Here is a 23,024-nt window from a genome sequence, read left to right as displayed (position 1 = left end):
CCATTACAGCACGATCGGGACATGGACGGAAACCGTTGCCCCCGCTGCGGCTGGCCGCTCGCCGAACTGCCGGCGACCGCGGCCCGGCCCGCCACCCACCGGCTCGACTACGTGCGCTGCGTCTGCGGCAGCTGGCTCGCCCGCCTCGACGGCGAGGTCGTCGGCGCCACGCGGACGCCGTGACTCACAGGTCGAGCGCGCCCGCGGCGTTGTCGTTCCACTGGTCGACGCGGCGGATGTACTCGTACAGCGCGCGGCTGCCGCGCACCCAGCGGCCCTGGTCGGCGATCGCGAGGTCGTCGGCCCCGGCCCGGCGCGCCTCGGTGGCGAACCCGGACCGCAGCGAGTGCCCGGTCACCGGGTACGGCAGGCCCGCGCGGACGCCCACCCGGGTGAGGATCTGGTTGACACCGGTGGTGCTCAGCGCCGGCTCGCCGACGTTGCCGTGCCGGTCGACGCGGCGGAACGCGGGCCCCTCGGTGATCCCGGCACCCGAGCGCCACGCATGCCACGCCCGCACCGGGTCGGTGTCGGGGCTGTCGCGCCGCGGGACGACCATGTCGCCGGTGCTCTTGCCGTGCCGCACGGTCACCGCCAGTCCGCGGTCGTCGACCGGCTCGACGTCGGTGACCAGCAGGTTCGCCAGGTCGGAGCACCGGGCGGCGATCGGGAACCCGATCAGCAGCATCGCCCGGTCGCGGGCACCGGCCAGGGTGTCCGGGCAGGCCCGCGACATCGCGCGCAGGTCGGTGAGGGTGACCATGGTGGCCTTGCCGCGGCCGCGCTGGACGCCCTCGCGGGCCAGCCGCTGCCGGTAGCCCTTCAGCGCCCGCCACGCGGCGCGGCTCGCTTCGGGGTCGACGACGACCTTGTGGTGACGCAGCCCGGCGAGCGCACCGGTGAGCCGCCGTTCGATCGTCGACGGCGCCGCCGGGTCAGCCCGCTCCGGCACCTCGGGCACGGCGCGTTCGGCCGGCCGCAGCGTCCGGCCGCGTTCGAGCCACACGACGAACCCGGTGAGCGCGCCGATCGACGCCGACAGCGGCGGGATCCCGGCCTCGGCGGTGTAGTCCTGCCAGACCTGCCAGTCCTGGGCGTAGGCCTTGAGCGTGTTGGGCGGCCGCTGCTCGTCGACGTGCCGCGCGGCGGCCTCGTCGAGCAGGGCGAGCCGGTCCTGCGGACTCAGGGCAGCGGTCACCGGTTCCAGCTCGGGCACGCGCCGAGGTTACGGGATCATTCTTCGCGGACGTTGTCGATCCGGCCGCGCGGCGTTCGTATGAAGGGCAAGACCGCGAAAGGAGCCGATGTGAAGCAGTACCTGCTCAGCATCTACCAGCCCGACGGGCCGACCCCGCCACCCGAAGTCCTCGACGGCGTGGTCAAGAAGCTCGACGCCCTCAACGCCGACCTCAAAGCGGCCGGGGCCTGGGTGTTCGCCGGCGGGCTGCACCCGCCGTCCACGGCCACCGTGCTGCGCGCCGACGACGGCGACACCCTCATCACCGACGGCCCCTTCGCCGAAGGCAAGGAACACCTCGGCGGCTTCACCATCATCACCGCACCCGACCTCGACGCCGCGCTCGCCTGGGGCAGCCGGCTCGCCGACGCCGTCGCGCCGCTGCCGGTCGAGGTGCGGCCGTTCGCCGGATGACCGTCGAGGAGGTCTTCGCCGCGGAGTACGGCCGCGCCGTCTCGGTGCTGGTGCGCGTGTTCGGGAACATCGACACCGCCGAAGAGGCCGTGCAGGACGCGTTCACCGAGGCCGTCCGGCGGTGGCCGGAAGCCGGCGTCCCACCCAGCCCGGCCGGCTGGATCATCACCACCGCCCGCAACCGCGCGATCGACCGGCTGCGCCGCGAAGCCGCCGGTGCGGACAAGCACGCCCAAGCGGCGCTGCTGCACGCCGAACGAGAGCCCGTGGAGGAGGGCGCCGTGCCCGACGACCGGCTCCGGCTGATCTTCACCTGCTGCCACCCCGCCCTCGCCCGCCCCACCCAGGTCGCGCTGACGCTGCGGCTGCTCGGCGGCCTGACCACCGCCGAGATCGCCGGCGCGTTCCTGGTCGCCGAGCCCACGATGGCCCAGCGGATCGTGCGGGCGAAGAACAAGATCCGCGACGCGGGCATCCCGTACCGCGTCCCGCAGGACGCCGACCTGCCCGCGCGGCTGTCGGCGGTGCTCGCCGTGCTGTACCTGATCTTCAACGAGGGCTACACGCCGAGTGCGGGCGACGACCTCGTCCGCGACGACCTGTGCCGCGAGGCGATCCGCCTCGCCCGGGTCCTGGCCGGCCTGATGCCCGACGAGCCCGAGGTCTGGGGTCTGCTCGCGCTGATGCTGCTGATCGACGCCCGCCGCGCGTCGCGCACGACCGCGAACGGTGAGGTGGTGCTGCTGGCCGATCAGGACCGGTCGCGCTGGGACGCGGACCTGATCGCCGAAGGCCAGGGCATCGTCCGCCGGTGCCTGCGCCGCAACCAGCCGGGCCCGTACCAGGTCCAGGCGGCGATCCAGGCCGTCCACAGCGACGCGCCGACCGACTGGTCCCAGGTCAAGGCGTTGTACGACCAGCTGCTGGCCCTCACGCCGACACCGGTGGTCGCGGTGAACCGGGCGGTGGCGGTCGCCGAGGTCGACGGCCCCGAAGCCGCATTGGCCCTGGTCGACGGGCTGGAGCTGGCGCGGTTCCCCTTGTTCCACGCGATCCGGGCGGATCTCCTGGACCGGCTGGGCCGTCACGACGAAGCGGTCACGGCGTACACCGAGGCGATCGAGCTGACCGGCAACTCCGCCGAACGGGCCCTGCTGGAACGCAAGCGTCAGCGGGTCCCGGGTGACAGCACGTAGGAGAACCGGCGGACCCGGGGCACCCAGGTCTGGAAGACGCGGACGTCCGGCAGCGTGACGGCGGTGGTGAGTTCGGTCAGGCTGCCGTGCAGGTGCTCCCACTGGGCCGCCTCGTCCGCGGGGATCCGGCCCACGGCCTCGCTGATCCAGCGTTCGTCCCGCTCCACCGGCCGCAGCCGTCCGACGAAGTCGCTCCACGGCGTCTCCGGCGTCGCCCGCAGCAGCGCGTCGGCGAAGCGGCCCAGCAGGCGGCCGTGCGCGGTGCACGTGCCCAGCAGCACGACCACCGCCTCGTACTCGCCGCCGAGGAACGTCGAGGCGTCGGAGAGGTCGCGGGTGGCCCGGAGCATGCGGTAGAGGTTGATCAGGCGCTTCGCGTCCCGGGGTGTGTCGACCAGCCGGTCCAGTTTGGACAGCAGGGCGATCTCCGGATCGGTCAGCGGCCGCGGAATTTCGGTGGGGCGTCCCGGATCCAGCTGCGCGGCCACCTGCGAACCGGGTTCGACCGGCATGGCCGGTGTCTCTGCCGGGGCGACGACGCCGGTCCCGGTGTCGTGCGCCGGCTCGGCCTGCCGTGGCTCATCGGGGGCGGCGGCCGGGGTTTCGGCCATCGACCACAGCAGCCGCTGCAGGCTGCCCGCCGGCATCCGCGGCAGCACCAGCGGGATGTTGAGGATCTTCTCCAGGTAGTCCTCGGGCGTGACGTGCCAGCCGTCCGCGCGCACGACGGCGTCGGCCTCGATCAGCCGGTCGTAGTGCGTGCTCAGCGAGCGCAGCAGCCACCGCGGGTCGACCCCGACGACCACCACGAACAAGTCGAACGCGAGCAGCAGGTGCACCGCCTGCAGCACGTCGACGACCTGCTGCGGGCTGCACCGGTCGAGGTCGTCGATGTAGAGCACGATCCGGTCCAGCGGGCGGGTGCCGTCCTCGCCGTCGGCCACCGGCGCCGTCATCAGCGCGACGAGCTTTTCGAAGTCCTTGCGGATGGTGGAGATCAGGCCGAGGTTGCCCCGGTAGTCCTCGCCGCGGGACCGCTCGGCGAGGAAGGCGTACAGCCGCCGGCCCGGGGTCAGTTCGGTGAGCTGGCGGCCCAGCTCCCCGATCCGGGTGACGACCTCCGCCAGCTGTTGTTCGGCGATCTGCTGGTCGGCGTCGGCCTTGCGCAGTGCGAGCAGTTCCGGCTGGGCGCCTTCGTCCAGGCCGCCGCGCAGGTCCTCGGCGAGCACCCGCAGCCGGCGCAACCCGGCGCGGGCGGCCCCCACCAACGCGAGCCCGGCCGAGACGAGCCCGGCGAACACGACGCCGACGCCGGTCAGCCACGCCTTGACGTCCGGCACGAAGGCCGTGACCGCCGCGCCCACCAGCAGCACGACGGCGGCGGCGACCAGCGCGGCCCGGCCGTGGCGGTAGCGGGCGATCCGGGCCAGCGCCTCGGTTTCGCCGTGCGCGCCGCGCATCTCGTCGGCCAGGAGCTTGCCCTGGTCGGCCAGGTCGCCGACGCCGAGCTTGCGCCACAGCCCGTCGTACTCGTCGTGGAAGGCGCGTGACTTGCGCAGGGCGCGTAGCAGGTCGCCGGCCCGCACCTTGCGGTCGCGTTCGGCTTCGCCGATCCGGTGCTTCAGCGCGGCGGCTTCGGCCTGCGCGCGCTCGGTCACCGCGGTCAGCTGCTTGCGCTGCTCCAGCTCGGCGGCCAGCTGCTCGCGCAACCGGGCGCCTTCGCGCAGCCGGGCCTGGTGTTCTTCGTCCGGTTCGCCGGGGCGACGGGCGGGCTCGGCGAGCTGGCGGAAGATCTCGTCGCCGAGGCTGGCCCAGAGGTTCGCGTCGGCGTAGTGCCAGGCGTTGAACCCGACCTGGGCGATCTTCACGCAGTGGCCGGGCGTGCCCTCCAAGGCTTTGACCTGGCCGCGCAGCATGCCCATGAAGAAGCTCTTGCCGGAGCCCCACTCGCCGAAGACCCCGATCGACAACGGCAGCGGCGTGTCCTTCGCGGCGATGACGGTGGCCAGCATGGAGACGTACGGGGCCACGCCGAGCTGGTCCTCGGCCAGCGTGATGCTTTCGTTCGGGTCGACCAGGTCGCGGGCGACGCCGCCGGCGAGCTGGCTGTCGGAGAACACCGGGACGCGGGGGACCGGGGCCGGTTCGGGCGCGATGGTGCCGGGTGCGGGGAAGGCCGCGGCTCCCGGGACGCCGGCGGCCCACTCTTTGCGGAGCGCGTCGAGGTTGGCGCTGTAGTCGGAGAAGAAGATGACCTGCCGGACGCCGGCTTTGTGGTCCAGCGCGCCGCGGATGACCGGAAAGGCGGCGAGCGACGGCGCCAGCCCGAGGCGCCCGGTGGCGAACAGCGGCACGGCGATGGCCGTCGCGCCCGCGTCGACCGCCGCGGCGATGGCCGCGGTCGTCGCCGCCGTGATCGCGGCCGCTGTCGGGATGTTGCGCTTGTCCTTGTCGTGGGGTGTGGCGAGGACGGCCAGGCGCAGCCGCCGGCCGCCGCTGTGCGCACTCAGGTCCAGCACCGCGGGGTTGGCGGGGGTGATCGAGTCGAGGTCGACCCGCTGCCAGCCGGCGCCGGGGAACTGCTCCTGCATCGCGTCGCCGACGCCGCCGTAGCCGGCGCCCACGGAGATCGCCAGCGCGTCGACCGGGAGATCCCACGGTTGTTCGGTCAGCGCGACGGCGTAGGAGACGCCGTCGATCGTCTGGAGCGGAACCACGTCGTCGCCGAACTCCTGTGCGCTCATCGGTTCCTGACTCGTCGGGAACGGGGCCTTCGTTACTACCAGATCCGGCTTCCGCTCGATCGGCTCATCTGAGTTGGGATATGTGACCTTATCCAAACCCAGCTACACCGCTAATTATTTTTTAATTTTGAACAGCTGCATCTAGTTCTGATTAGAAGCTTTGATATGGTGCTGATCATGACGGAAGAAGCAGGTCAGCTGCGGGTGTGCGAGTACCGGCGCTGCGGGGCGCCGCTGCCGCCGGCGGTGGGGCGGGGGAGCCGGGCGCGGTTCTGCCAGGACGGGAAGACCTGGGGACGGCGGAACCTGTCCTGCCGGGACGCCGAGGCCGTCCTGTCGGACGCCGAGTCGCTGCGGGAGACCGACACCGAGCTGGACGACACCGCCGTCACGGCGCTCGCGGGACAGGTCGATCGCGTGCTCGAGCCCGCACGCGGCCTCGTCGAGACGCTCACGACCCTGCGCCACCAGTTGGAAGCCACCACGGCCACCGCGCTCGCCGAACGGGACGCCGCCGTGGCCGAGGCCGACGAACACCGCCGTCAGCGAGGGCTGGCCGAAGCCGATGCCGCGCAAGCCCGTGAGATCGCCCGAGAGGCCACGGCCAGCGCCGAGGCGGGCGAGAAGGAGAAGTCCGCGGCGATCCGGGAGCGGGACGCGGCCCGCGGCGCCCAGCGTGAGGCGCTCCACGAACAGCAGCGCGCCGAAGGGCAGCTGTCCGCCGTGCGGGACGAGCTGACCCGGGTCGCCGAGCGGGCCGACGCCGCCGTCGCCTTGGCCGGTGAGCGCGCCGGGACGATCGCCACGCTGACCGCCGAACTCGCGGCCGCCCGGGCGGCCCTGGACGAGGAACGCGGTCGCGGCCAGGCCGCGGAGAGCCGCGCCGAGGCGATGGCGGTCCGGGTCGAGGCGGCCGAGTCGCGAGCCGACGCCGCCACCTCGCGGCTCGACGCGGCCCACGAGGAACTGACCAAGGCAGCTACTGCCCGCCAGGCCGCCCAGGAACAGGCACATGTCGACGCCGACCGTCTGCGTGCCCGGTTCGACGAGCGTCTGGCCGAACTGCAGGCCACCCACGAGCAGACGGTCCGGTCCATGCACGAGACCACGACGAACCTCGGCGCTGACCTGCGCACGAGCGTCGGCCGGGCCGACAACGCGGAACGTGCGCTGACCAGGGCGTTGGCCGTCCTGCGTGAGGTGCCGGGGCTGGAGTTGCCCGAGGACGTCGCGGCAATGCTCAAGTAGTTACTTGACTATTCGGCGCGAGCGGCCGTAACTTAAGTACATGCTTGACCATGAGCTGGACCTGGTGTTCCGCGCCCTGGGCGACCGGACGCGGCGGGCGCTGGTGGAGCGGCTCGTGCGCGGGCCGGCGTCGGTCAGCGAGCTCGCCGAGCCGTTGACCATGTCGCTCGCCGCCGTGGTGCAGCACCTGCAGGTGCTCGAATCCGCCGGGATCGTGCGGTCGGAGAAGGTCGGCCGCGTCCGGACCTGCCGGATCGAGCCGGAGATGCTGCGCACCGGCGAGCACTGGCTGGGGCGCCAGCGCACGACGTGGGAGAGCAGGCTCGACCGGCTCGGCGACTTCCTCGCCGAGCCGCCCGGCCCTTCGGAAGGGAGCCCGACATGACCGTCACGCACGCCACCTTCACGCTGGAACGCGCCTACCCCGTCCCGCCGAGCCGTGTGTTCGCCGCGTGGGCGGACGCGGCGGCGAAGGCCCGCTGGTACGTCCCCGACGGAACGCACGAGCTGGACTTCCGCGTCGGCGGCCGCGAGACCGTCGACGCCACCGGCCCCGGCGGCACGCCGCTGTCGGTCCTCTCGACCTACCACGACATCGTGCCGGAGCAGCGCATCGTCTACTCCACGACGCTCAGCGGCGACAAGGCGCTGGCCACAGTCTCGCTCACCACGGTCGAGCTGACGGCCGACGGCGAGGGCACCCGGCTGGTGCTGACCGAGCAGGGCACGTTCCTCGACGGCGCCGAAGAACCGGCGTGGCGCGAGCAGGGCACCGGCGACTGGCTCGACCGGCTGGGCGAGGCCCTCCGATGACCGCGGCACTCACCGCACTCGTCGAATCCCGGGTCGCGGCCGTGGCGGCGAAGGACGTCGAGACGCTGGTGGCCCAGTACGCCGAGGACGTCACGCTGTTCGACGCGCTCGGCCCGCTGCGCGACACCGGCCGGGACGTCGAACGGAGCCGGCTGCGGGACTGGTTCGGCGCCTACCGGACCGCGATCGACCTGCGGATCCGGGACCTCGAGGTGGTCGCGGACGGCGAGGTGGTCGCGGACGGCGAGGTGGGCTTCGCGCACTACGTGTTCCAGGTCCGCGGCACCATGACCGACGGCACCGGCGTGGACATGGCCGTGCGCGCCACGCTCGGGTTCCGGAAGAACGAGGACGGCTGGCAGATCGTGCACGAGCACAGTTCCGTGCCGGTCACGCCGTCCGGTAGCGCTGCGGGCTGATGCCGAACTCGCGTTTGAACGCCGTGCTCAGCGCGAACGCGCTGCCGTAGCCGACCTGGCGGGCGACCGACGCGATCGTCGCTTCCGGTTGCTGGCGTAACAGGTCCGCCGCGAGCGCCAGCCGCCAGCCGGTGAGGTAGGCCATCGGGGTCTCGCCGACCGTCGTGGCGAACCGGCGGGCCAGTGCCGCCCGGGAAACGCCGGTGTTGGCGGCGAGCTTCGCGACCGTCCACGGCTCGGCGGGCTGGTGCTGCAGCAGCCGCAGCGCCTGCCCGATCACCGGGTCCTCGTGGGCGCGGTACCAGGCGGGCGCGCTCGTGTCGGGCCGGTCGAACCACGCGCGCAGCGCCGCGATCAGCAGCACGTCCAGCAGCCGGTCGAGGACGGCTTCCTGGCCCGGCACGTCCCGGCCGATCTCCCCGGCCAGCAGCGCGACCAGCGGCGTCGGCCAGTCCGCGGCCCGCAGGACGATCAACGCCGGCAACGCCGCGAGGAGCTTCTTGCTGATCTCCCCTTCCATCCCGTACGTGCCGGTGAGCAGCACGACCGGGCCGCCGGTGCCCCACGTGCGGACGCCCAGGTCGGCGTAGTCGGTGAGGTGGCCGCCGTCGGGGGTTCGGCATTCCTGGCCGGGCAGGATCAGCGCCTGCGGCGGCGTCGACGGGTGGTCGGCGACCAGGTACGGGTCCGGGCCGCGGACGATCGCGACGTCACCTTCGCCGAGCGGGACGGCCTCGCCGGCGTCCGGGACGATCCACGCGTCGCCGCGCACGACCGACACCACGGTCAGCGGTGCCCGGTCCTCGATGCGCAGCGACCACGGCGGCGTCAGCACCGAGCGCAGCAGGAACGCGCCGTGGGCGCGGGGGCCGTCGAGGAGCGCGGCGAGCGGATCCATGCGCCCAGTGTAGACGCTGGAACATGCGACCGAGCTTGTGAGCTATGGAGAGTCTCACCGCGGCCCGGTTGACTCAGCGGCATGACAACGAACTTCCTGGTGGTGGGCGGCACGGGCAAGACCGGCCGCCGCGTGGCGGACCGGCTGCGGGAGCGCGGCGCGAGCGTGCGGAGCACGTCGAGGCGCGGGACGCCGCCGTTCGACTGGAAAGATCGCGAGACCTGGGCCCCGGTGCTCGAGGACGTCGGCGCGGTCTACCTGACCTACTACCCCGACCTGGTGGTGCCCGAGGCGGCCGCCGACATCCGCGCGTTCGCCGACCTGGCCGTGGCACACGGCGTGCGCCACTTGGTGCTGCTGTCGGGCCGCGGCGAAGAAGAGGCCGAGGCGTGCGAGCGGATCGTGGCCGAGGCGGGGACCGGGTGGACGGTCCTGCGGTGCAGCTGGTTCGCGCAGAACTTCAGCGAGCACTTCCTGCTCGACGCGGTGCGCGGCGGGGAGATCGCGTTGCCGGCGGGTGCGGTGACCGAGCCGTTCGTCGACGTCCGCGACATCGCCGACGTCGCCGTGGAGGTGCTCACCGAACCGGGCCACACCGGCCGGCTCTACGAGCTGACCGGGCCGCGGTTGCTGAGCTTCGCCGACGCGGCCGCCGATATCGCGGCCGCATCGGGGCGGGATGTCCGCTATGTTCCGGTTTCCGCCGAGGAGTACGCGGCCGCGGCGGTCGAGTACGGCGTGCCGGCGGACGAGGCCGGGGCGCTGACCGAACTGTTCGCGCGGGTGCTCGACGGCCGCAACGAGTCGGTGACCGACGACGTCGAGCGGGTACTGGGGCGGCCGGCGACGGACTTCGGGGACTTCGCGCGGGACGCGGCGGCGACCGGGGTCTGGGCCCGGTGAAGGGGAAGGGGAAACCGATGTCTGCTGTGGTGCTGGTGGCCGCGCTGGTCGCGGCCGGGATGATCGCCGGGTTGTTCTACGCCTACGCGTGCTCGGTGATGCCGGGGCTGGCCCGGGGCGATGACCAGACGTTCGTGGAGGCGATGCGCGGGATCAACGTCGCGATCGTGAACCCGGTCTTCATGCTGACGTTCCTGGGCGCCCCGCTGCTGGCGGGGGTGGCGATCTTCCTGAACCCGGGGCCGCGGCCGTGGGTGATCGCCGGGTTCGCGTGCCTGGCGGCGATGGTCGTGATCACCGGGGTGGTGAACATCCCGCTGAACAACGCGCTGGAGTCCGGCGGCGACGACTACGCGGCCGTGCGCGCGAACTTCGAGGCGGTGTGGGTGCGCTGGAACGTCCTGCGCGCGGTGGTGAGCACGGCCGGTTTCGGCTGCCTGGTCGCGGCCGTGCTCACCGACCGTTGATCAGTCCGCGAGGCGGAAGAGCAGGTCGGTGACCCACTGGGCGGGGTCGGGCACTTCGAGGGGGTTGGTCCGCAGCACTTCCAGCCGCCCGCCCCACTCCTCGCCGTCGGGGCCCGCGGTGACGTCCCACGTGACGCCTTCGGCGGCGCCCCAGGCCAGGACCGCTTCGGTCGCGGCGACCAGGCCGTCGGGGGCGCCGACGTAGGTTTCCAGGACGTACTTCCCGGCCGGGACTTCCCCGAGGAACGCCGGTTCCTCGGGGGTGAAGCCGCCGTCGAGGGGGACGCCGGCTTCGACGGTGAACCGCATGCCGGGGTGCAGGACGCGGTAGCGGAAGAACGGCGCCCCGGCCGGGACGATGCCGTGCCCGGCGAGGGTGCCGATCAGCGGGGGCAGCCGGTCGGCGATGCGCGGGAACTCCTCGATGCCGAGGGTGGCGCGCTCGGCGACGTAGGACTGAGCCGTTCGGTCCACAATGGACGGCATCAGGGCTCCTCGGGGAGGAAGACGGGGCGGACCTCGATACTGCCGTAGGTCGCGGCGGGGTGCTTGGCCGCGATGTCGAGGGCTTCGTCGAGGTCGTCGCACTCGAGGACGACGTAGCCGCCGATTTGTTCCTTGGCTTCGGTGAAGGGCCCGTCGGTGAGCAGGATTTCGCCGTCGCGGACGCGGATCGTGGTGGCTTCCGACGGCGGGCGCAGGCCGCCACCGCCGTGGATCTTGCCGCGGCGAGCGAGGTCTTCGCCCCAGCCGTCGCAGCCGTCGTACTGGTGTTCTTCGGCGGTTTCGTCGCCGGCGATCAAGAGCAGGTACCGCACTGTCAACGTCCTTCCAGTACTTCGCGCAGCCGCGCGGCGAAGGCGTCCGGTTCGGCCAGGAAGCCGCCGTGGTCGCCCGGGAACAGTTCCGGTTTCAAGCCGAGGTCGGCGGCCAGGCCGACGCCGGTCTCGTGGGCGAGCTGACCGCCGGACTGCTCGCCCACGGCGACGACGAGCCGCGCGGACGTCGCCCGCAGCGCGTCGAGGTCGGGATCGTAGGCGCCGGTGGCGGGCATCAGGTGGCCGAAGAAGTAGGCGAAGTTGCCTTCGGCACGCGGGTCGAGCGGCGGCGCGGGGTCGATGCCCAAGGTCGTCATGAACGCGGCGAAGGCGGGTCCGACGCCCTGTTCGCGGAACAGCGCCGGGATGTCGGGGCCGTCCGCGGCGGGTGCGTACCGGGTGACCGGTGGTTCGTGAAGGACGACCGTGCGGACGTCGCCGGGGTATCGGACGACGTGGTCGAGCATCGTGACGGCGCCGCCGCTGTTGGCGAAGACGTCGGCGGGTCCGACCTCGGCGAGCAGGCGGTGGATGTCGTCGGCGTGCTCGCGGATGGTGTCGTCCCCCGGTTCGCCGTCGAGGGGGCTGCGCCCGAGGCCGCGCGGGTCGAACGTGACGACGGTGTGGTCTTCGGCGAGCAGCGGCCGGATCGCGGTGAACACCGCGGCGTCGGCGGGGCCGCCGGGGACCAGCAGCAGCACGGGTCCGCGGCCGGTGACGTCGTAGGTGAGCGTGGCGCCGGGGACGGCGAGGGTGGTCATGGGCGTTCCTCCGGAGATCGTGGTTCGCCCGACCGACGAACGGGCTCGTCCGGGACCGACACCACCTCCGAGATTCTTCGCGTGAGGTAGTCGCGTTCGGCCTCGGTGGGCGCGAGGTCTTGGGCGACGGCGTACCACTCGGCGGCTTCGGCGTGCCGGCCCAGGCGGCGGAGGAAGTCGGCGCGGGTGGCCGGGAGCAGGTGGTAGCCGTCCATGGTCAGCTCGTCGAGCAGGGCGAGGCCGGCGAGCGGGCCGTCGGCCATGCCGATCGCGACGGCGCGGTTGAGCTCGACGACGGCGCTGGGGACGAACTTGCGCAGCTCGCCGTAGAGGCCGGCGATCTGGGTCCAGTCGGTGTCGGCGGGCGTGGCGGCGGTGGCGTGGCAGGCGGCGATGGCGGCCTGGATCTGGTACGGCCCGGGCCGCCGCCGGCGCAACGCGGTCTCCAGCGTCTGCGTGCCTTCGGCGATCAGGTCGGCGTCCCAGCGGGTGCGGTCCTGTTCTTCGAGCGGGACGAGCCGGCCGCCGTCGACCCGGGTGGCGCGGCGGGCGTGCTGCAGCAGCATCAGCGCGAGCAGGCCGAGGACCTCGGGTTCGTCGGGCATGAGCCGGGCCAGGACGCGGGCGAGGCGGACGGCTTCGGCGGCGAGGTCGGGGCGCAGCAGGTCAGGCCCGGCGCTGGCGGAGTAGCCCTCGTTGAACGTCAGGTACAGCACGCCGAGGACGGCGGCGGTGCGTTCGGGCAGCAGGTGCGCGGGCGGGACGCGGTAGGGGATCCCGGCGCCCTTGATCTTGCGCTTCACCCGCACGAGCCGCTGGGACATGGTGGCTTCGGGGACGAGGAACGCGCGGGCGATCTCGGCGGTGGACAGCCCGGCGAGCGTCCGGAGGGCGAGGGCGACCTGGGCTTCGGTGGCCAGGGCGGGGTGGCAGCAGGTGAAGATCAGCCGCAGCCGGTCGTCGGTGACGCCGGAGTCATCGCTTTCGGCCTCGTCGGGGACGTGCATGCGGGCGGCCTCCCGGAGCTTGGCCTCGCCGACGGTGTCGCGGCGGAGCCGGTCGGTGGCGCGGTTGCGGGCGGCGGTGGTCAGCCAGGCGCCGGGCCGCTTCGGGACGCCGTCGCGGGGCCAGGTGCGCAGGGCGAGGGCGAACGCGTCCTGCGCGCACTCCTCGGCGAGGTCCCAGTCGCCGGTGATCCGGATGAGCGTGGCCACGACCTGGCCCCACTCCTCGCGGAACGCCTCCGCGACCGCGGTCTCGACGTCCACCGTGCCTCCTTCGCGCCGGGTCACCCGCCCGACGAACGGGCGGGGCCGGAACCGACAGCCGCCGCGGTCCGGGACGCCTGGTGTCTTGAATGAGTCATTCAGGACCTCCGACGTCCTGAATGACTCATTCAAGACCTTGGCAACCGGCGCTGCCGCTTTCGGCTACCCGGCAGCCGCCGCGTGGCAGGCGCCGAAGCCTTCGGCGCGGGCGACGATCCGGCCGTCTTCGACGCGCACCGCCGCTTCGGTGGCGTCGCTGACCGCGGTGACGCCGGCGGCCGCGGCGAGTTCGCCGGTCGCGTCGCAGACCAGCCGCAGCCGGGGCCGGGCCAGCGGCGCGACGGCCTGGTCGAGGCAGCCGCGCAGGTCGGCGACGGCGAGGCGGGCCAGGGGCGCGAGTTCGCCGGGGTCGCTGGTGACGAGCACGGCGGTGACGTCGGCGCCGGTGCGCACGGCCTCCTCGAACGCGGACGCGCGGTGCAGGCCCAGGACGGTGACGACGCCGTCGCCGGGCCGGAACGGCTCGCCGGTCAGCAGGTCGGTCGCGGTGGGCGGGGTCCAGGGGTCCGCGGCGGGACGTGCCTGGGTGGTGATCGGCGGGGTCGCCGGCCAGTCGTCGCCGAGGTTCAACTCGAGCAGCGCGGTGCAGGCGGTGACGATGTGGAACGGTTCGCCGAAGCCGGGTGCGGCCGCGGCGAGCTGGCTCGCGCCGTGCAGCGTCGTCAGCGCGGCTTCGGCGACGCGCACGAGCCGCTGGCCGGGGCGCAGCCGCTCGAGGGCGAGGCCGAGCAGGATCGCGTCGACGCGCATGAGCTGCGCGAAAGGCCGGCGGGTGTGGTCGTCGGCGAGGATCTCCGGGACCAGGTCGCGGCCGAGGCGGGCTTCGCCGCTGTCGGCGTCGGTGGCCAGCGGGAGCCGGGCGACCCAAGCGCGGGCGAACGCGGCCAGCGCGTCGGCGGCGGTCGGGTCCGCCGGCGGGGTGGCGGGCCGCGGTGCGCGTTCGGCGAGGTCGGCCAGCACCGCGAAGTACAGGGCCCGCTTGCCGGGGAAGTTGGAGTAGACCGCGCCTCGGGTCAGCTCGGCGCGTTCGGCGATGACGTCGATCTTCGCCTCGCGGAAGCCGCGGGCGGCGAACTCGTCGCGGGCGGCGGCGAGGACCTTCGCGCGGTTGCGTTCCTGGGTCTCCGCCCTGCTGAGCCTGACCATCGTCCTCCTTGCCGTGGTGTCGCGAGCCAAGATACCGTGACCACTGAGATGATTAGAACATCTGATATCAACATCTGGAGTGGTGGATGACCCCCGAGATCGACCTGACCGACCTGAAGGTCCTGACTGACCCGTTCACCGCCTACGACCAGGCCCGGGAGGTGAGTGCGCTGGCCAAGCTCGTCATCCCCGGCTTCGGCCCGTTCTGGGCGCTGACCCGCTACCGCGAGGCCCGCGCGATGCTGGCCGACCCGCGGTTCGAGGTCCGTTCCGAGAGCTTCATGCGCCCGCCCGGCCTCCCCGAACACTGCCTCGAGTACATGCGGACGATGGCCGAGCAGGACGGGCCCGAGCACCTGCGGCTGCGGCGGCTGGTCGCGCCTGCGTTCACCCCGAAACGCGCGGCCCAGCTGCGGCCGCGACTGGAAGAACTCACCGACCGGCTGCTCGACGAGCTGCCCGGGCACGCCGAGGACGGCGTCGTGGACCTCGTTCCCCACTTCGCCCGGCCGCTGCCGATGGACGTCATCTGCGAGATGGCCGGCATCGCCGAATCCGACCGGCCGCGCTGGCGGGAGTACGGCGCCGCCGTCGCGAGCGGGGTCAGCCCGGACTTCGCGACCGCGATCCCGGCGATCATCGAGGGCGCGAAGGAGGCAGTGGCGCGCAGCCGCGCCGAACCGGGCGACGACCTCATCGGCGACCTCGTGCACGCCCAGGACGGCGACCGGCTCACCGACACCGAGCTGGTCACGCTCGTCTGGCACCTGGTGCTGGCCGGGCAGACGCCGGTGAACCTGATCGCCAACGCCGTCGAAGCGCTGCTGCGGCACCCGGACCAGCTGGAGAAACTGCGGGCGGACCCGGGGTTGTGGCCGGGTGCGGTCGAGGAGCTGATGCGGTTCTGCAGTCCGCAGCTGCTGACCACGCCGCGCTTCGCCCGCGAAGACGTCGAGATCGACGGGCAGCTGATCCGGGAAGGCGAGCGGGTCACGGCGGCGATGGTGGCCGCCGACCGCGACCCGCGCGTGTTCGGCGACGCGGACCGCCTCGACGTCACACGCGCCGGGCCCGCGCAGCTGGGGTTCTCCCACGGCCCGCACTTCTGCCTGGGCGCGTCGATCGCGCGGGTGGAGACGGAAGTCGCGCTTTCGAGGCTGTTCGAGCGGTTCCCGAACCTGCGGCTGGCCGGCGATGTCCCCCGCGCCCCGGACGGCGGGACGTGGCGGCCGGCGAAGCTACTGCTGACGCTCTGACACCAGCGCCTCGATGCCGTCGAGGACGCGGGCGAGGCCGAAGCGGAACGTGTAGGCCGGGTCTTCGGCGGCGTTGTGGGCTTCGCCCGCGGCCTGGCCGACGCGCGAGGCCAGGGGGTAGTGCTCGGCCGCGGCGGCCGGGATGCCGGCCAGCACCGGCGCGGCGCGCTCCCACCACTGCGCGTCGGTCAGGCCGCTGGTGCGGACCAGGCGTGCGCCGTCGAGCGAGCTGCGGGCGGTGGTCCGCACCAGGCCGGTGACGAGGCCGACGGCGGCGTCCATCTCGACGTCGTCGAGGCCGATGCCCTCGACCGCGCGCAGCTCGTGTTCGTACTTGGCGAAGCTGTGCGGGCCCAGCGCCGAGCGGCTGGTCGTGACCTGCAGCAGCCACGGGTGGCGGTGGAACAGTGCCCACTGGTCCTCGGCGATCGCGGTCAGCGCGGCGCGCCAGCCCAGGTCCGGGTCGGGGACGGGCAGTTCGCCGTGGGCGTGGTCGATCATCAGGTCCAGCAGCTCGGCGCGGCCCGGCACGTAGGTGTAGAGGGACATGGGGGAGACGCCGAGCTGCTCGGCGACGCGGCGGATGGTGACGGCGTCGATCGTGTCGGCGTCGGCCAGCGCGACGGCCGCGCGGACGACGTCGGCCGTGGTCAGCTTCGGTTTCGGGCCGCGGCGCGGGGGTCCCGGGACGCCCCAGAGCAGTTCGATCGCGCGCCGCGGGTCGCCGTCGCCGTTGTCCTCGGTGCTCACGCCGCTCATTCTGCCCACCGGATTCTCGTACGTCGTACAGAGTTGTGCTACGCTCTTCTTCGTACACAGTACAGAGTAAAGGGGCTCGATGACTCCTCAGATCCACGCCGAGGGACTTCGCAAGCGCTACGGCGACGCGTACGCCCTCGATGGGTTCGACCTCTCCGTCCCGGCCGGGTCGCTGCACGGCCTGCTGGGACCCAACGGCGCCGGCAAGACCACCGCCGTGCGCGTGCTGTCCACACTGCTGCGCCACGACGAGGGCACCGCGCGCGTGGCCGGCTTCGACGTCGCTGCTGAATCAGCGAAAGTGCGCTCGGCGATCGGGCTGGTCGGGCAGCAGGCGGCGGTCGACGAATTGCTGTCCGGACGGCAGAACCTGATCCTGTTCGGCCGGCTGCACCACCTGGGCCGGCGCGAAGCCACGCGCCGCGCCGACGACCTGCTGGAGCGCTTCGACCTGGCCGACACCGGAGCGAAGCCGGTCTCGGCGTACTCCGGCGGCATGCGGCGACGGCTCGACCTGGCCGCGTCGCTGCTGGCCGCCCCGCGGGTGCTGTTCCTCGACGAGCCGACGACCGGCCTCGATCCGCGCAGCCGCATCGAGGTCTGGCGGGCGGTGCGGTCCCTGGTCGCCGACGGCACCACCGTCCTGCTCACCACGCAGTACCTGGAGGAAGCCGACCGGCTGGCCGACCGCATCTCGCTGGTCGAGCACGGCCGCGTGATCGCCGAAGGCACCCCGGCCGAGCTGAAGGGCTCGCTCGGGGCGACCCGTATCGAACTGGCGCTCACCGACCCGGACGTCGTCGGCGCGGCGACGGCGTTGCTGGCCCGGGTCACCGGCGCCGAACCGGTCACCGAGGAGCTGCGGGTGAGCGCGCCGGCCGAGCCGTCGATGCTGACCGACCTCGTGCGCGAGCTGGCGGCGACCGAGCTGGCCGTCGCCGACGTGGCGCTGCGGCACCCGACGCTGGACGAAGTGTTCCTGGAGCTGACCGGAAAGGTGGCGCGATGAGGTGGGCCATCGAAGACGGCTGGACGCTGACCGGCCGCTACCTCGCGCACCTGGCCCGGCGCCCGGCGCGGCTGGCCACCGTGGTGGCGTTCCCGATCCTGATGGTGCTGATCTTCGCCTACCTGCTCGGTGGCGGGATGACCGTGCCCGGCGGCGGCTCCTACCGCGAGTTCCTGATGCCGGGGATGTTCGCGATGACCATGGCCTTCGGGCTGTCGGGGACGATGATCGCGGTGCTCGACGACGCCACCAGGGGCGTCACCGACCGGTTCCGGTCGCTGCCGATGGCACCCTCGGCGGTGCTCACCGGCCGGGTCGCGGCGGACCTGGTGAACGCGGTGCTCGCGCTGGCGGTCCTGCTCGGCTGCGGGTTCGCGGTCGGCTGGCGCCCGCACGGCAGCCTCGCCGAGACCCTCGCCGCGTTCGGGCTGCTGCTCCTGCTGCGCACGGCGCTGGTGTGGGCCGGGATCTACCTGGGGCTGCTGACCACCGATCCGTCGATGGTGACGCTCGCCCAGACGCTGGAGTTCCCGTTCGGGTTCCTCTCCAGCGCGTTCGTCGCGACCGCGACCATGCCGGCGTGGCTGGGAACCGTGGCGGAATGGAACCCGTTGTCCTCCACGGTGACCGCGGCGCGGGTGCTGTTCGGCAACCCCGGCGCGGCCGGGACGTCCTGGGTGAGCACGCACCCGGTGCTGATGGCCCTTGTGTGGCCGCTGGTGCTGCTCGCGGTGTTCGTGCCGCTGTCCGTGCGCCGATACGGGAGGCTGGGGAACTGAACGTCCACTTCGAACCGGGCGAACCACCACGCGCGGGACGCCTGGTCGTCGACGGCCGCGCGCTGTCCCTCGTGGACGGCCTGCCGGAGCTGCTGAACGGGACCGACGCGTTCTGGGCGACCGCGGCGAAAGCGGCGCTGCGGCTGGTCGCCGCGGGCCGGCTGCTGCCCGGGGTCACCGAAGCCGGGCACGACGCCTGGCGCGTCGGCCCCCTCGAACCGGCGGAAGCGGCGTGGCTGCGGGACCTGGCGGCCGCGATGCCGGCCGACGAGCGCGCGCCGGGCCCGCTGCTGCGGGCGTTCCTCGACGCCGTCGCCGACACCCTGCCCCGCACCCTCGCCGCGGCGAAGGCGGCCGGGACGCGGGTGTTCGCCGCCCTCGCCCCGCAGCGGGCGGAGTCCGTGCGGGACTGGGCCGACGAGCTGGCAGCCGGGCTCGACTCGGGCATCCGGGTGTCACTGCGCGTCGAGGCACCCGGCGGGTTCGGCACCGGCCGCTTCCACGCCGTCGTGCAGGTGCACAGCCTGGCCGAGCCGGGCCAGGTCGCCGACGCGGCCGAGCTGTGGGAGACGGGCCGGTTCGGGCCGCGGGCGCGCATCGACGTCGTGCTGGCGCTGCGGCGCGGCGCGCAGGTGTGGCCGGCGCTGAGCCCGCTGCTCACCTCCGCGGTGCCGGACGAGCTGGTGCTGGGCGAGGACGACGTGACCGAGCTGGTCGCGACCGCGGCACCGCGGCTGGCGGCGGTGGGCATCGACGTGCACTGGCCGGCCGAGCTCGCCGGGTCGCTCACCGCGCGGGCGGTGGTCAACGCCGGGGACGCGCCGGGTGACCTGCCATCGTTCTTCGGCGGCGGCCGGGCCCTGGCCTTCGACTGGCAGCTCGCGCTCGGCGGCGAAGTGCTGACCGAGGCGGAGCTGGACGCCCTCGCCGAAGCCCGCCGCCCGGTCGTGCGGCTGCGCGACCGCTGGGTGCTGGTCGACCCGGCCCTGGCGGCGAAGGCACGGGACCGGACGCTCAAGCCGTTGACGCCGGTCGACGCGCTCGGTGCGGTGCTGACCGGCACCACCGAGGTCGACGGCGAGCACGTCGACGTCGTCACCGGGGGCTGGCTGGCCCGGCTGCGCGAGCGGCTGTCGGCACCGCCGGAACCCCAGGCGCCGCCGGCCGGGCTGGCGGCGACGCTGCGGGACTACCAGCTGCGCGGGCTGCAGTGGCTGGCCACCGTCACCGGCCTGGGCCTCGGCGGGTGCCTGGCCGACGACATGGGGCTGGGCAAGACGGTCATGCTGATCGCGCTGCACCTGCACCGGGCCTCGGGGGCGACGCTGGTGGTGTGCCCGGCGTCGCTGCTGGGCAACTGGGAACGCGAGATCCGGCGGTTCGCCCCGGGCGTGCCGGTGCGGCGCTTCCACGGCACCGCCCGGTCGCTGGAGGACGTCGAGGGGTTCGTGCTCACCACCTACGGCACGCTGCGCGCCGATCCCGCGCCGCTGGCCGGCATCCGGTGGGGGTTGCTGGTGGCCGACGAGGCCCAGCACGTCAAGAACCCCCGCTCGGGCACGGCGAAGGCGCTGCGGCTGGTGCCCGCGGCCGCGCGGGTGGCGCTGACCGGCACGCCGGTGGAGAACACGCTCTCGGAGCTGTGGGCGATCCTCGACTGGTCGGCGCCGGGTCTGCTGGGGTCGCTGCCGGAGTTCCGGGCGCGCTGGGCGAAACCGATCGAGGCCGGGGACCCGGTCGCGGCCGAGCGGCTGTCGCGGCTGCTGCGGCCGTTCCTGTTGCGGCGCCGCAAGTCCGACCCCGGGATCGCGCCGGAGCTGCCGGCGAAGACCGAGACCGACCGGCCGGTGGCGCTGAGCCCGGAGCAGGTGGCGCTCTACGAGGCCGTGGTGCGGGAGATGATGGCCGACATCGCCGCGAGCGACGGGATGGCCCGGCGCGGCCGGATCGTCAAGCTGCTGACCGCGCTCAAGCAGATCTGCAACCACCCGGCGCAGTACCTCAAGGAGCCGGGCGGGCGCTCGGGCAAGCTCGAGCTGCTCGACGAACTGCTGGACACGATCCTCGCCGAGGGCGGCGCGGTGCTGGTGTTCACCCAGTACGTCGCCATGGCCCGGCTGCTCGAGCAGCACCTCGCCGCGCGCGGGATCGGGACGCAGCTGCTGCACGGCGGCACCCCGGTCGCCCGCCGCGAAGAGCTCGTCGAGCGGTTCCAGGCCGGCGACGTACCGGTGTTCCTGTTGTCGCTCAAGGCGGCCGGGACGGGGTTGAACCTCACGCGCGCGGACCACGTCGTGCACTTCGACCGCTGGTGGAACCCGGCGGTCGAGGACCAGGCGACCGACCGGGCCTACCGGATCGGGCAGACACGGCCGGTGCAGGTGCACCGGCTGGTGGCCGAGGGCACGGTCGAAGACCGGATCGCGGCGATGCTGCGGGAGAAGCGGGCGCTGGCCGAGGCGGTGCTCGCCGGTGGTGAGGCGGCGTTGACGGAAGTGTCCGACACCGAGCTCGCGGAGCTCGTCGAGCTGAGGAGCCGCGGATGAGCGACGACGTACGCGGTTTTCCGGCGTTCGGGGCGGGCGGGCACCTGGCCCGGACGTGGTGGGGGCGGGCGTGGGTGCGCGCGATGGAGGACACGGCGCTGGACCTGCGGCAGCTCAAGGCCGGGCGCAAGTACGCCGCGGCCGGGCTGGTCGGGTCGATCACGGTGAGCCCGGGCCGGATCGCGGCGGTGGTCGACGACGTCGACGGCGGCCCGTTCCGGACCGAGCTGCGGCTGGCGGTGCTGTCCGAAGCGGACTGGACGCGGTTTCTGGACCGGGTGGCCTCGCGGGCCGGGCACCTGGCGGCGCTGCTGGACCGGGACATGCCCCGTGACCTGGTGACCGCGGCCGACGACGCCGGCGTCCACCTGCTGCCGGGGATCGGCGACCTGGACCCCGGCTGCGACTGCCCGGGCTGGGAGCTGCCGTGCCGGCACGCGGCGGCGTTGTCGTTCCAGGCGTCGTGGCTGCTGGACGCGGACCCGTTCGTGCTGCTGCTGATGCGCGGCAAGGGCGAGCGGGAGATCCGCGAGGAGCTGGAGAGCCGCACGGCGCCGCGGGCGGAGCTGGAAGTCGGGGACCGGACGCCGGGGGTGCTGCCGGACCTGGCGGAGTTCACCCCGTCGGGTGCGCCGTCGATCCCGGCCGCGCCGGGGGTGCCCGCGGAGGCGTTCGCGCTGCTGGCGGCCAACGCCGCGGCGCAGGCTCGCGCGGTCTTGGCGGGGGAGCCGTGGCCGGGACGGCGGGTCGACACCGTCCGGCTGGCCGCCGAGTTCCCTTCGGTGGCTTCGCGGCTGGGCGAGGGGCCGGAGTTCGAGCGGGCGGTGGCGGCGTGGACGCACGGCGGGCGTGCCGGTCTCGAGGTCCTGGACTCGGCGTGGACCCCGCCGAAGGCGGCCCTGGCGGCGGCGCGGGCCGCGCTCGCCAACGAGGCACCGGTGTTCGAGCGCAACCGGTGCACGGCCGGGGACGTGCAGCTGCGGCTGGACCGGGCGGGCCGCTGGCACCCGTACCGGCGTGAGGGTGACGAGTGGTGGCCGTCGGGTCCGCCGGAGGCCGATCCGGGACTGCTGATCGGCTGACGCTTCTTCACGGACACACCCCGCGTCCGGCCAGGGATTTTCGTGGGATTACGCGGTATCCAGCGTGATCCCCGTTGTCTCCTGTCCGCGACGGCGGGGTTTCCGCCGGGGCCCACTGGGGGTGCGGGCGCGCGGGGCCGGTTTTCCCCGCGCGCCCGCCCGGTTTCCGTGGAGCTACGCGGCGGCGCGTTCGGCGAGCGGCCGGCGGCGCAGATCCGGCTGCCGCAGCGCCGGGGGCTGGTGGGTCTGGTCGAGGACGCCGATGTCGGTGCCGGGCGGGACGATCTCGTCGATGCGGTCCAGCAGGTCGTCGGAGAGGGTGACGTCCAGGCCGGCCAGCAGGTCGTCGAGGTGGGCCGTCGTGCGGGCACCCAGCAGAGCGCTGGTCACGCCCGGGTGGGCGATCGTGAACGCCATCGCGAGGTGGGTCAGGGGCAGGCCGGCTTCGGCGGCGAGGGCGGCGAACTTCGCGGCGGCGGCGTGCCGGTTCTCGTCGTCGAGGTGACGGACCAGGCCGGCGCGGCGCAGGTCGCCGGGCGGGCGGCCGGTGAGCAGTCCCTGGCCGAGCGGGCCCCACACCAGCGTGCCCATGCCGAAGTGCTGGGTGGTGGGCAGGAGTTCCCGTTCGATGCCGCGGTTGAGCAGCGAGTAGGCCGGTTGCTCGGTGTGGAACCCGGTCAGGCCGGCGCGCGTTGCGGCCCACTGGGCCTCGACGATGCCGGCGGCGGGGGTGCCGGACGCGCCGATCGCGCGGACCTTCCCGCTGCGCAGCAGGTCGGTCAGCGCGGCGAGCGTTTCCTCGATGTGGGTGCCGGGGTCGGGCCGGTGCAGCTGGTAAAGATCGATGTGGTCGGTCCGGAGGCGGCGCAGGGAGTTCTCGACGGCGGTGACGATCCAGCGCCGGGACGCGCCCTGGTGGTTGGGGTCCTGCCCGGTCGGGCGGCCGAACTTGGTGGCGAGCACGACGTCGTCGCGGCGGCCCTGCAGGGCGTTGCCGACGACCTCCTCGGAGTCGCCGTAGGCGTCGGCGGTGTCGACGAAGTTGATGCCGGCGTCGAGCGCCTGGTGCAGGACACGGGCGGAGTCATCCGGGTCGGCGTTGCCGATGGAGGTGGCGAACATCAGGGTGCCCAGGGCGTAGGGACTGACCTGGATGCCGGTCCGGCCCAGGGTGCGGTACTGCATGGGGACTCCTCGGGAG

At 73.5% G+C, this 23,024-nt stretch carries 24 protein-coding genes; 14 read left to right on the top strand and 10 right to left on the bottom strand.

Annotated features, from left to right (window positions below):
* Positions 1–21: 21 nt before the first annotated feature.
* A complete protein-coding gene (locus ACIQWX_RS21870; RefSeq protein WP_167379534.1) occupies positions 22–183 on the top strand; it encodes a hypothetical protein in 162 nt (53 codons plus the stop codon).
* Between the two features lies 1 nt (position 184).
* Here ACIQWX_RS21870 and ACIQWX_RS21865 read toward each other — a convergent pair whose 3' ends face one another.
* Positions 185–1,216 (bottom strand): tyrosine-type recombinase/integrase, encoded by a 1,032-nt coding sequence (locus ACIQWX_RS21865; RefSeq protein ID WP_400873796.1) that lies wholly within the window; start codon positions 1,214–1,216, stop codon positions 185–187.
* A 90-nt stretch (positions 1,217–1,306) separates the two neighbouring features.
* On the opposite strand from ACIQWX_RS21865, the gene ACIQWX_RS21860 reads away from it, so the two are divergent.
* Both ACIQWX_RS21860 and ACIQWX_RS21855 read left to right on the top strand, forming a co-directional pair.
* A complete protein-coding gene (locus ACIQWX_RS21860) occupies positions 1,307–1,651 on the top strand; it encodes a YciI family protein (RefSeq protein WP_400873793.1) in 345 nt (114 codons plus the stop codon).
* A complete protein-coding gene (locus ACIQWX_RS21855; RefSeq protein ID WP_400873790.1) occupies positions 1,648–2,847 on the top strand; it encodes an RNA polymerase sigma factor in 1,200 nt (399 codons plus the stop codon). Before ACIQWX_RS21860 ends, ACIQWX_RS21855 begins: the two co-directional genes overlap by 4 nt.
* On the opposite strand, the gene ACIQWX_RS21850 is transcribed toward ACIQWX_RS21855, so the two are convergent.
* Positions 2,820–5,591 (bottom strand): P-loop NTPase fold protein, encoded by a 2,772-nt coding sequence (locus ACIQWX_RS21850; RefSeq protein WP_400873787.1) that lies wholly within the window; start codon positions 5,589–5,591, stop codon positions 2,820–2,822. The genes ACIQWX_RS21855 and ACIQWX_RS21850 overlap by 28 nt on opposite strands.
* 177 nt (positions 5,592–5,768) lie before the next feature.
* Between ACIQWX_RS21850 and ACIQWX_RS21845 the strand changes: the two genes are divergently transcribed.
* The 4 genes from ACIQWX_RS21845 to ACIQWX_RS21830 are packed head-to-tail and all read left to right on the top strand — an operon-like array spanning position 5,769 to position 8,071.
* Positions 5,769–6,839, top strand: coding sequence for a hypothetical protein (locus tag ACIQWX_RS21845; RefSeq protein WP_400873784.1), 1,071 nt, complete (start codon positions 5,769–5,771; stop codon positions 6,837–6,839).
* A gap of 40 nt (positions 6,840–6,879) precedes the next feature.
* Entirely contained in the window at positions 6,880–7,224 is a 345-nt protein-coding gene (locus tag ACIQWX_RS21840; RefSeq protein ID WP_400873781.1) for an ArsR/SmtB family transcription factor, read from the top strand.
* Positions 7,221–7,652, top strand: coding sequence for an SRPBCC domain-containing protein (locus ACIQWX_RS21835; protein WP_400873778.1), 432 nt, complete (start codon positions 7,221–7,223; stop codon positions 7,650–7,652). Before ACIQWX_RS21840 ends, ACIQWX_RS21835 begins: the two co-directional genes overlap by 4 nt.
* Positions 7,649–8,071 (top strand): YybH family protein, encoded by a 423-nt coding sequence (locus tag ACIQWX_RS21830; RefSeq protein ID WP_400873775.1) that lies wholly within the window; start codon positions 7,649–7,651, stop codon positions 8,069–8,071. The genes ACIQWX_RS21835 and ACIQWX_RS21830 overlap by 4 nt, the downstream gene beginning before the upstream one ends.
* On the opposite strand, the gene ACIQWX_RS21825 is transcribed toward ACIQWX_RS21830, so the two are convergent.
* Complete coding sequence (locus tag ACIQWX_RS21825) at positions 8,043–8,969, bottom strand: AraC family transcriptional regulator (RefSeq protein ID WP_400873771.1); 927 nt, start codon at positions 8,967–8,969, stop codon at positions 8,043–8,045. The two genes, ACIQWX_RS21830 and ACIQWX_RS21825, sit on opposite strands and share 29 nt — an antisense overlap.
* A gap of 81 nt (positions 8,970–9,050) precedes the next feature.
* Here ACIQWX_RS21825 and ACIQWX_RS21820 point away from each other — a divergent pair, with 81 nt between their 5' ends.
* Both ACIQWX_RS21820 and ACIQWX_RS21815 read left to right on the top strand, forming a co-directional pair.
* Positions 9,051–9,872 carry an NmrA family transcriptional regulator gene (locus tag ACIQWX_RS21820; protein ID WP_400873768.1) on the top strand — a complete coding sequence of 274 codons (822 nt, stop codon included), beginning with the start codon at positions 9,051–9,053 and terminating at the stop codon, positions 9,870–9,872.
* Positions 9,873–9,889: 17 nt separating this feature from the next.
* Positions 9,890–10,339, top strand: a complete 450-nt coding sequence (locus ACIQWX_RS21815) for a DUF1772 domain-containing protein (RefSeq protein ID WP_400873765.1) — start codon at positions 9,890–9,892, stop codon at positions 10,337–10,339.
* On the opposite strand, the gene ACIQWX_RS21810 is transcribed toward ACIQWX_RS21815, so the two are convergent.
* The 5 genes from ACIQWX_RS21810 to ACIQWX_RS21790 form a co-directional block, all read right to left on the bottom strand.
* The gene (locus ACIQWX_RS21810; RefSeq protein ID WP_400873762.1) at positions 10,340–10,825 is read right to left on the bottom strand and encodes an AraC family transcriptional regulator; all 486 of its coding nucleotides are present in this window, start codon (positions 10,823–10,825) and stop codon (positions 10,340–10,342) included.
* The gene (locus ACIQWX_RS21805) at positions 10,825–11,157 is read right to left on the bottom strand and encodes a YciI family protein (RefSeq protein WP_400873759.1); all 333 of its coding nucleotides are present in this window, start codon (positions 11,155–11,157) and stop codon (positions 10,825–10,827) included. Before ACIQWX_RS21805 ends, ACIQWX_RS21810 begins: the two co-directional genes overlap by 1 nt.
* A 2-nt stretch (positions 11,158–11,159) precedes the next feature.
* The gene (locus tag ACIQWX_RS21800) at positions 11,160–11,918 is read right to left on the bottom strand and encodes an alpha/beta fold hydrolase (RefSeq protein ID WP_400873756.1); all 759 of its coding nucleotides are present in this window, start codon (positions 11,916–11,918) and stop codon (positions 11,160–11,162) included.
* On the bottom strand, positions 11,915–13,186 hold the full coding sequence (locus ACIQWX_RS21795; protein WP_400873753.1) for an RNA polymerase sigma factor: 1,272 nt from the start codon (positions 13,184–13,186) through the stop codon (positions 11,915–11,917). Before ACIQWX_RS21795 ends, ACIQWX_RS21800 begins: the two co-directional genes overlap by 4 nt.
* Positions 13,187–13,348: 162 nt before the next feature.
* Positions 13,349–14,392, bottom strand: coding sequence for a TetR/AcrR family transcriptional regulator (locus tag ACIQWX_RS21790; RefSeq protein ID WP_400873751.1), 1,044 nt, complete (start codon positions 14,390–14,392; stop codon positions 13,349–13,351).
* Positions 14,393–14,478: 86 nt separating this feature from the next.
* Here ACIQWX_RS21790 and ACIQWX_RS21785 point away from each other — a divergent pair, with 86 nt between their 5' ends.
* Positions 14,479–15,648, top strand: coding sequence for a cytochrome P450 (locus tag ACIQWX_RS21785; RefSeq protein ID WP_400873748.1), 1,170 nt, complete (start codon positions 14,479–14,481; stop codon positions 15,646–15,648).
* Here the strand turns inward: ACIQWX_RS21785 and ACIQWX_RS21780 are convergent.
* Positions 15,631–16,407, bottom strand: coding sequence for a TetR/AcrR family transcriptional regulator C-terminal domain-containing protein (locus ACIQWX_RS21780; RefSeq protein ID WP_400873745.1), 777 nt, complete (start codon positions 16,405–16,407; stop codon positions 15,631–15,633). The two genes, ACIQWX_RS21785 and ACIQWX_RS21780, sit on opposite strands and share 18 nt — an antisense overlap.
* Positions 16,408–16,486: 79 nt before the next feature.
* Between ACIQWX_RS21780 and ACIQWX_RS21775 the strand changes: the two genes are divergently transcribed.
* The 4 genes from ACIQWX_RS21775 (at position 16,487) to ACIQWX_RS21760 (ending at position 21,823) form a co-directional block, all read left to right on the top strand.
* A complete protein-coding gene (locus ACIQWX_RS21775) occupies positions 16,487–17,416 on the top strand; it encodes an ATP-binding cassette domain-containing protein (RefSeq protein WP_400873741.1) in 930 nt (309 codons plus the stop codon).
* Entirely contained in the window at positions 17,413–18,195 is a 783-nt protein-coding gene (locus ACIQWX_RS21770; RefSeq protein ID WP_400873738.1) for an ABC transporter permease, read from the top strand. The genes ACIQWX_RS21775 and ACIQWX_RS21770 overlap by 4 nt, the downstream gene beginning before the upstream one ends.
* 71 nt (positions 18,196–18,266) lie before the next feature.
* Positions 18,267–20,741 carry a DEAD/DEAH box helicase gene (locus ACIQWX_RS21765; RefSeq protein ID WP_400873735.1) on the top strand — a complete coding sequence of 825 codons (2,475 nt, stop codon included), beginning with the start codon at positions 18,267–18,269 and terminating at the stop codon, positions 20,739–20,741.
* The gene (locus ACIQWX_RS21760; RefSeq protein WP_400873732.1) at positions 20,738–21,823 is read left to right on the top strand and encodes an SWIM zinc finger family protein; all 1,086 of its coding nucleotides are present in this window, start codon (positions 20,738–20,740) and stop codon (positions 21,821–21,823) included. The genes ACIQWX_RS21765 and ACIQWX_RS21760 overlap by 4 nt, the downstream gene beginning before the upstream one ends.
* 174 nt (positions 21,824–21,997) lie before the next feature.
* On the opposite strand, the gene ACIQWX_RS21755 is transcribed toward ACIQWX_RS21760, so the two are convergent.
* The gene (locus ACIQWX_RS21755; protein ID WP_400873729.1) at positions 21,998–23,008 is read right to left on the bottom strand and encodes an aldo/keto reductase; all 1,011 of its coding nucleotides are present in this window, start codon (positions 23,006–23,008) and stop codon (positions 21,998–22,000) included.
* Between the last annotated feature and the right edge of the window lie 16 nt (positions 23,009–23,024).

This window comes from Amycolatopsis sp. NPDC098790 (assembly GCF_044759945.1).
Lineage (GTDB): Bacteria > Actinomycetota > Actinomycetes > Mycobacteriales > Pseudonocardiaceae > Amycolatopsis.
The sequence above is the reverse complement of the archived record's forward strand: the minus strand, read 5'-3'. Positions and strand labels throughout refer to the sequence as shown.

Bases quoted from the DNA above. Each gene is read 5' to 3' on its own strand.
- ACIQWX_RS21840 (WP_400873781.1), top strand. From the start codon at position 6,880: ATGCTTGACCATGAGCTGGACCTGGTGTTCCGCGCCCTGGGCGACCGG.
- ACIQWX_RS21790 (WP_400873751.1), bottom strand. From the start codon at position 14,392: ATGGTCAGGCTCAGCAGGGCGGAGACCCAGGAACGCAACCGCGCGAAG.
- ACIQWX_RS21845 (WP_400873784.1), top strand. From the start codon at position 5,769: ATGACGGAAGAAGCAGGTCAGCTGCGGGTGTGCGAGTACCGGCGCTGC.
- ACIQWX_RS21815 (WP_400873765.1), top strand. From the start codon at position 9,890: ATGTCTGCTGTGGTGCTGGTGGCCGCGCTGGTCGCGGCCGGGATGATC.
- ACIQWX_RS21770 (WP_400873738.1), top strand. From the start codon at position 17,413: ATGAGGTGGGCCATCGAAGACGGCTGGACGCTGACCGGCCGCTACCTC.
- ACIQWX_RS21800 (WP_400873756.1), bottom strand. From the start codon at position 11,918: ATGACCACCCTCGCCGTCCCCGGCGCCACGCTCACCTACGACGTCACC.
- ACIQWX_RS21835 (WP_400873778.1), top strand. From the start codon at position 7,221: ATGACCGTCACGCACGCCACCTTCACGCTGGAACGCGCCTACCCCGTC.
- ACIQWX_RS21825 (WP_400873771.1), bottom strand. From the start codon at position 8,969: ATGGATCCGCTCGCCGCGCTCCTCGACGGCCCCCGCGCCCACGGCGCG.
- ACIQWX_RS21830 (WP_400873775.1), top strand. From the start codon at position 7,649: ATGACCGCGGCACTCACCGCACTCGTCGAATCCCGGGTCGCGGCCGTG.
- ACIQWX_RS21760 (WP_400873732.1), top strand. From the start codon at position 20,738: ATGAGCGACGACGTACGCGGTTTTCCGGCGTTCGGGGCGGGCGGGCAC.
- ACIQWX_RS21820 (WP_400873768.1), top strand. From the start codon at position 9,051: ATGACAACGAACTTCCTGGTGGTGGGCGGCACGGGCAAGACCGGCCGC.
- ACIQWX_RS21755 (WP_400873729.1), bottom strand. From the start codon at position 23,008: ATGCAGTACCGCACCCTGGGCCGGACCGGCATCCAGGTCAGTCCCTAC.
- ACIQWX_RS21870 (WP_167379534.1), top strand. From the start codon at position 22: ATGGACGGAAACCGTTGCCCCCGCTGCGGCTGGCCGCTCGCCGAACTG.
- ACIQWX_RS21855 (WP_400873790.1), top strand. From the start codon at position 1,648: ATGACCGTCGAGGAGGTCTTCGCCGCGGAGTACGGCCGCGCCGTCTCG.
- ACIQWX_RS21850 (WP_400873787.1), bottom strand. From the start codon at position 5,591: ATGAGCGCACAGGAGTTCGGCGACGACGTGGTTCCGCTCCAGACGATC.
- ACIQWX_RS21810 (WP_400873762.1), bottom strand. From the start codon at position 10,825: ATGCCGTCCATTGTGGACCGAACGGCTCAGTCCTACGTCGCCGAGCGC.
- ACIQWX_RS21780 (WP_400873745.1), bottom strand. From the start codon at position 16,407: ATGAGCGGCGTGAGCACCGAGGACAACGGCGACGGCGACCCGCGGCGC.
- ACIQWX_RS21775 (WP_400873741.1), top strand. From the start codon at position 16,487: ATGACTCCTCAGATCCACGCCGAGGGACTTCGCAAGCGCTACGGCGAC.
- ACIQWX_RS21785 (WP_400873748.1), top strand. From the start codon at position 14,479: ATGACCCCCGAGATCGACCTGACCGACCTGAAGGTCCTGACTGACCCG.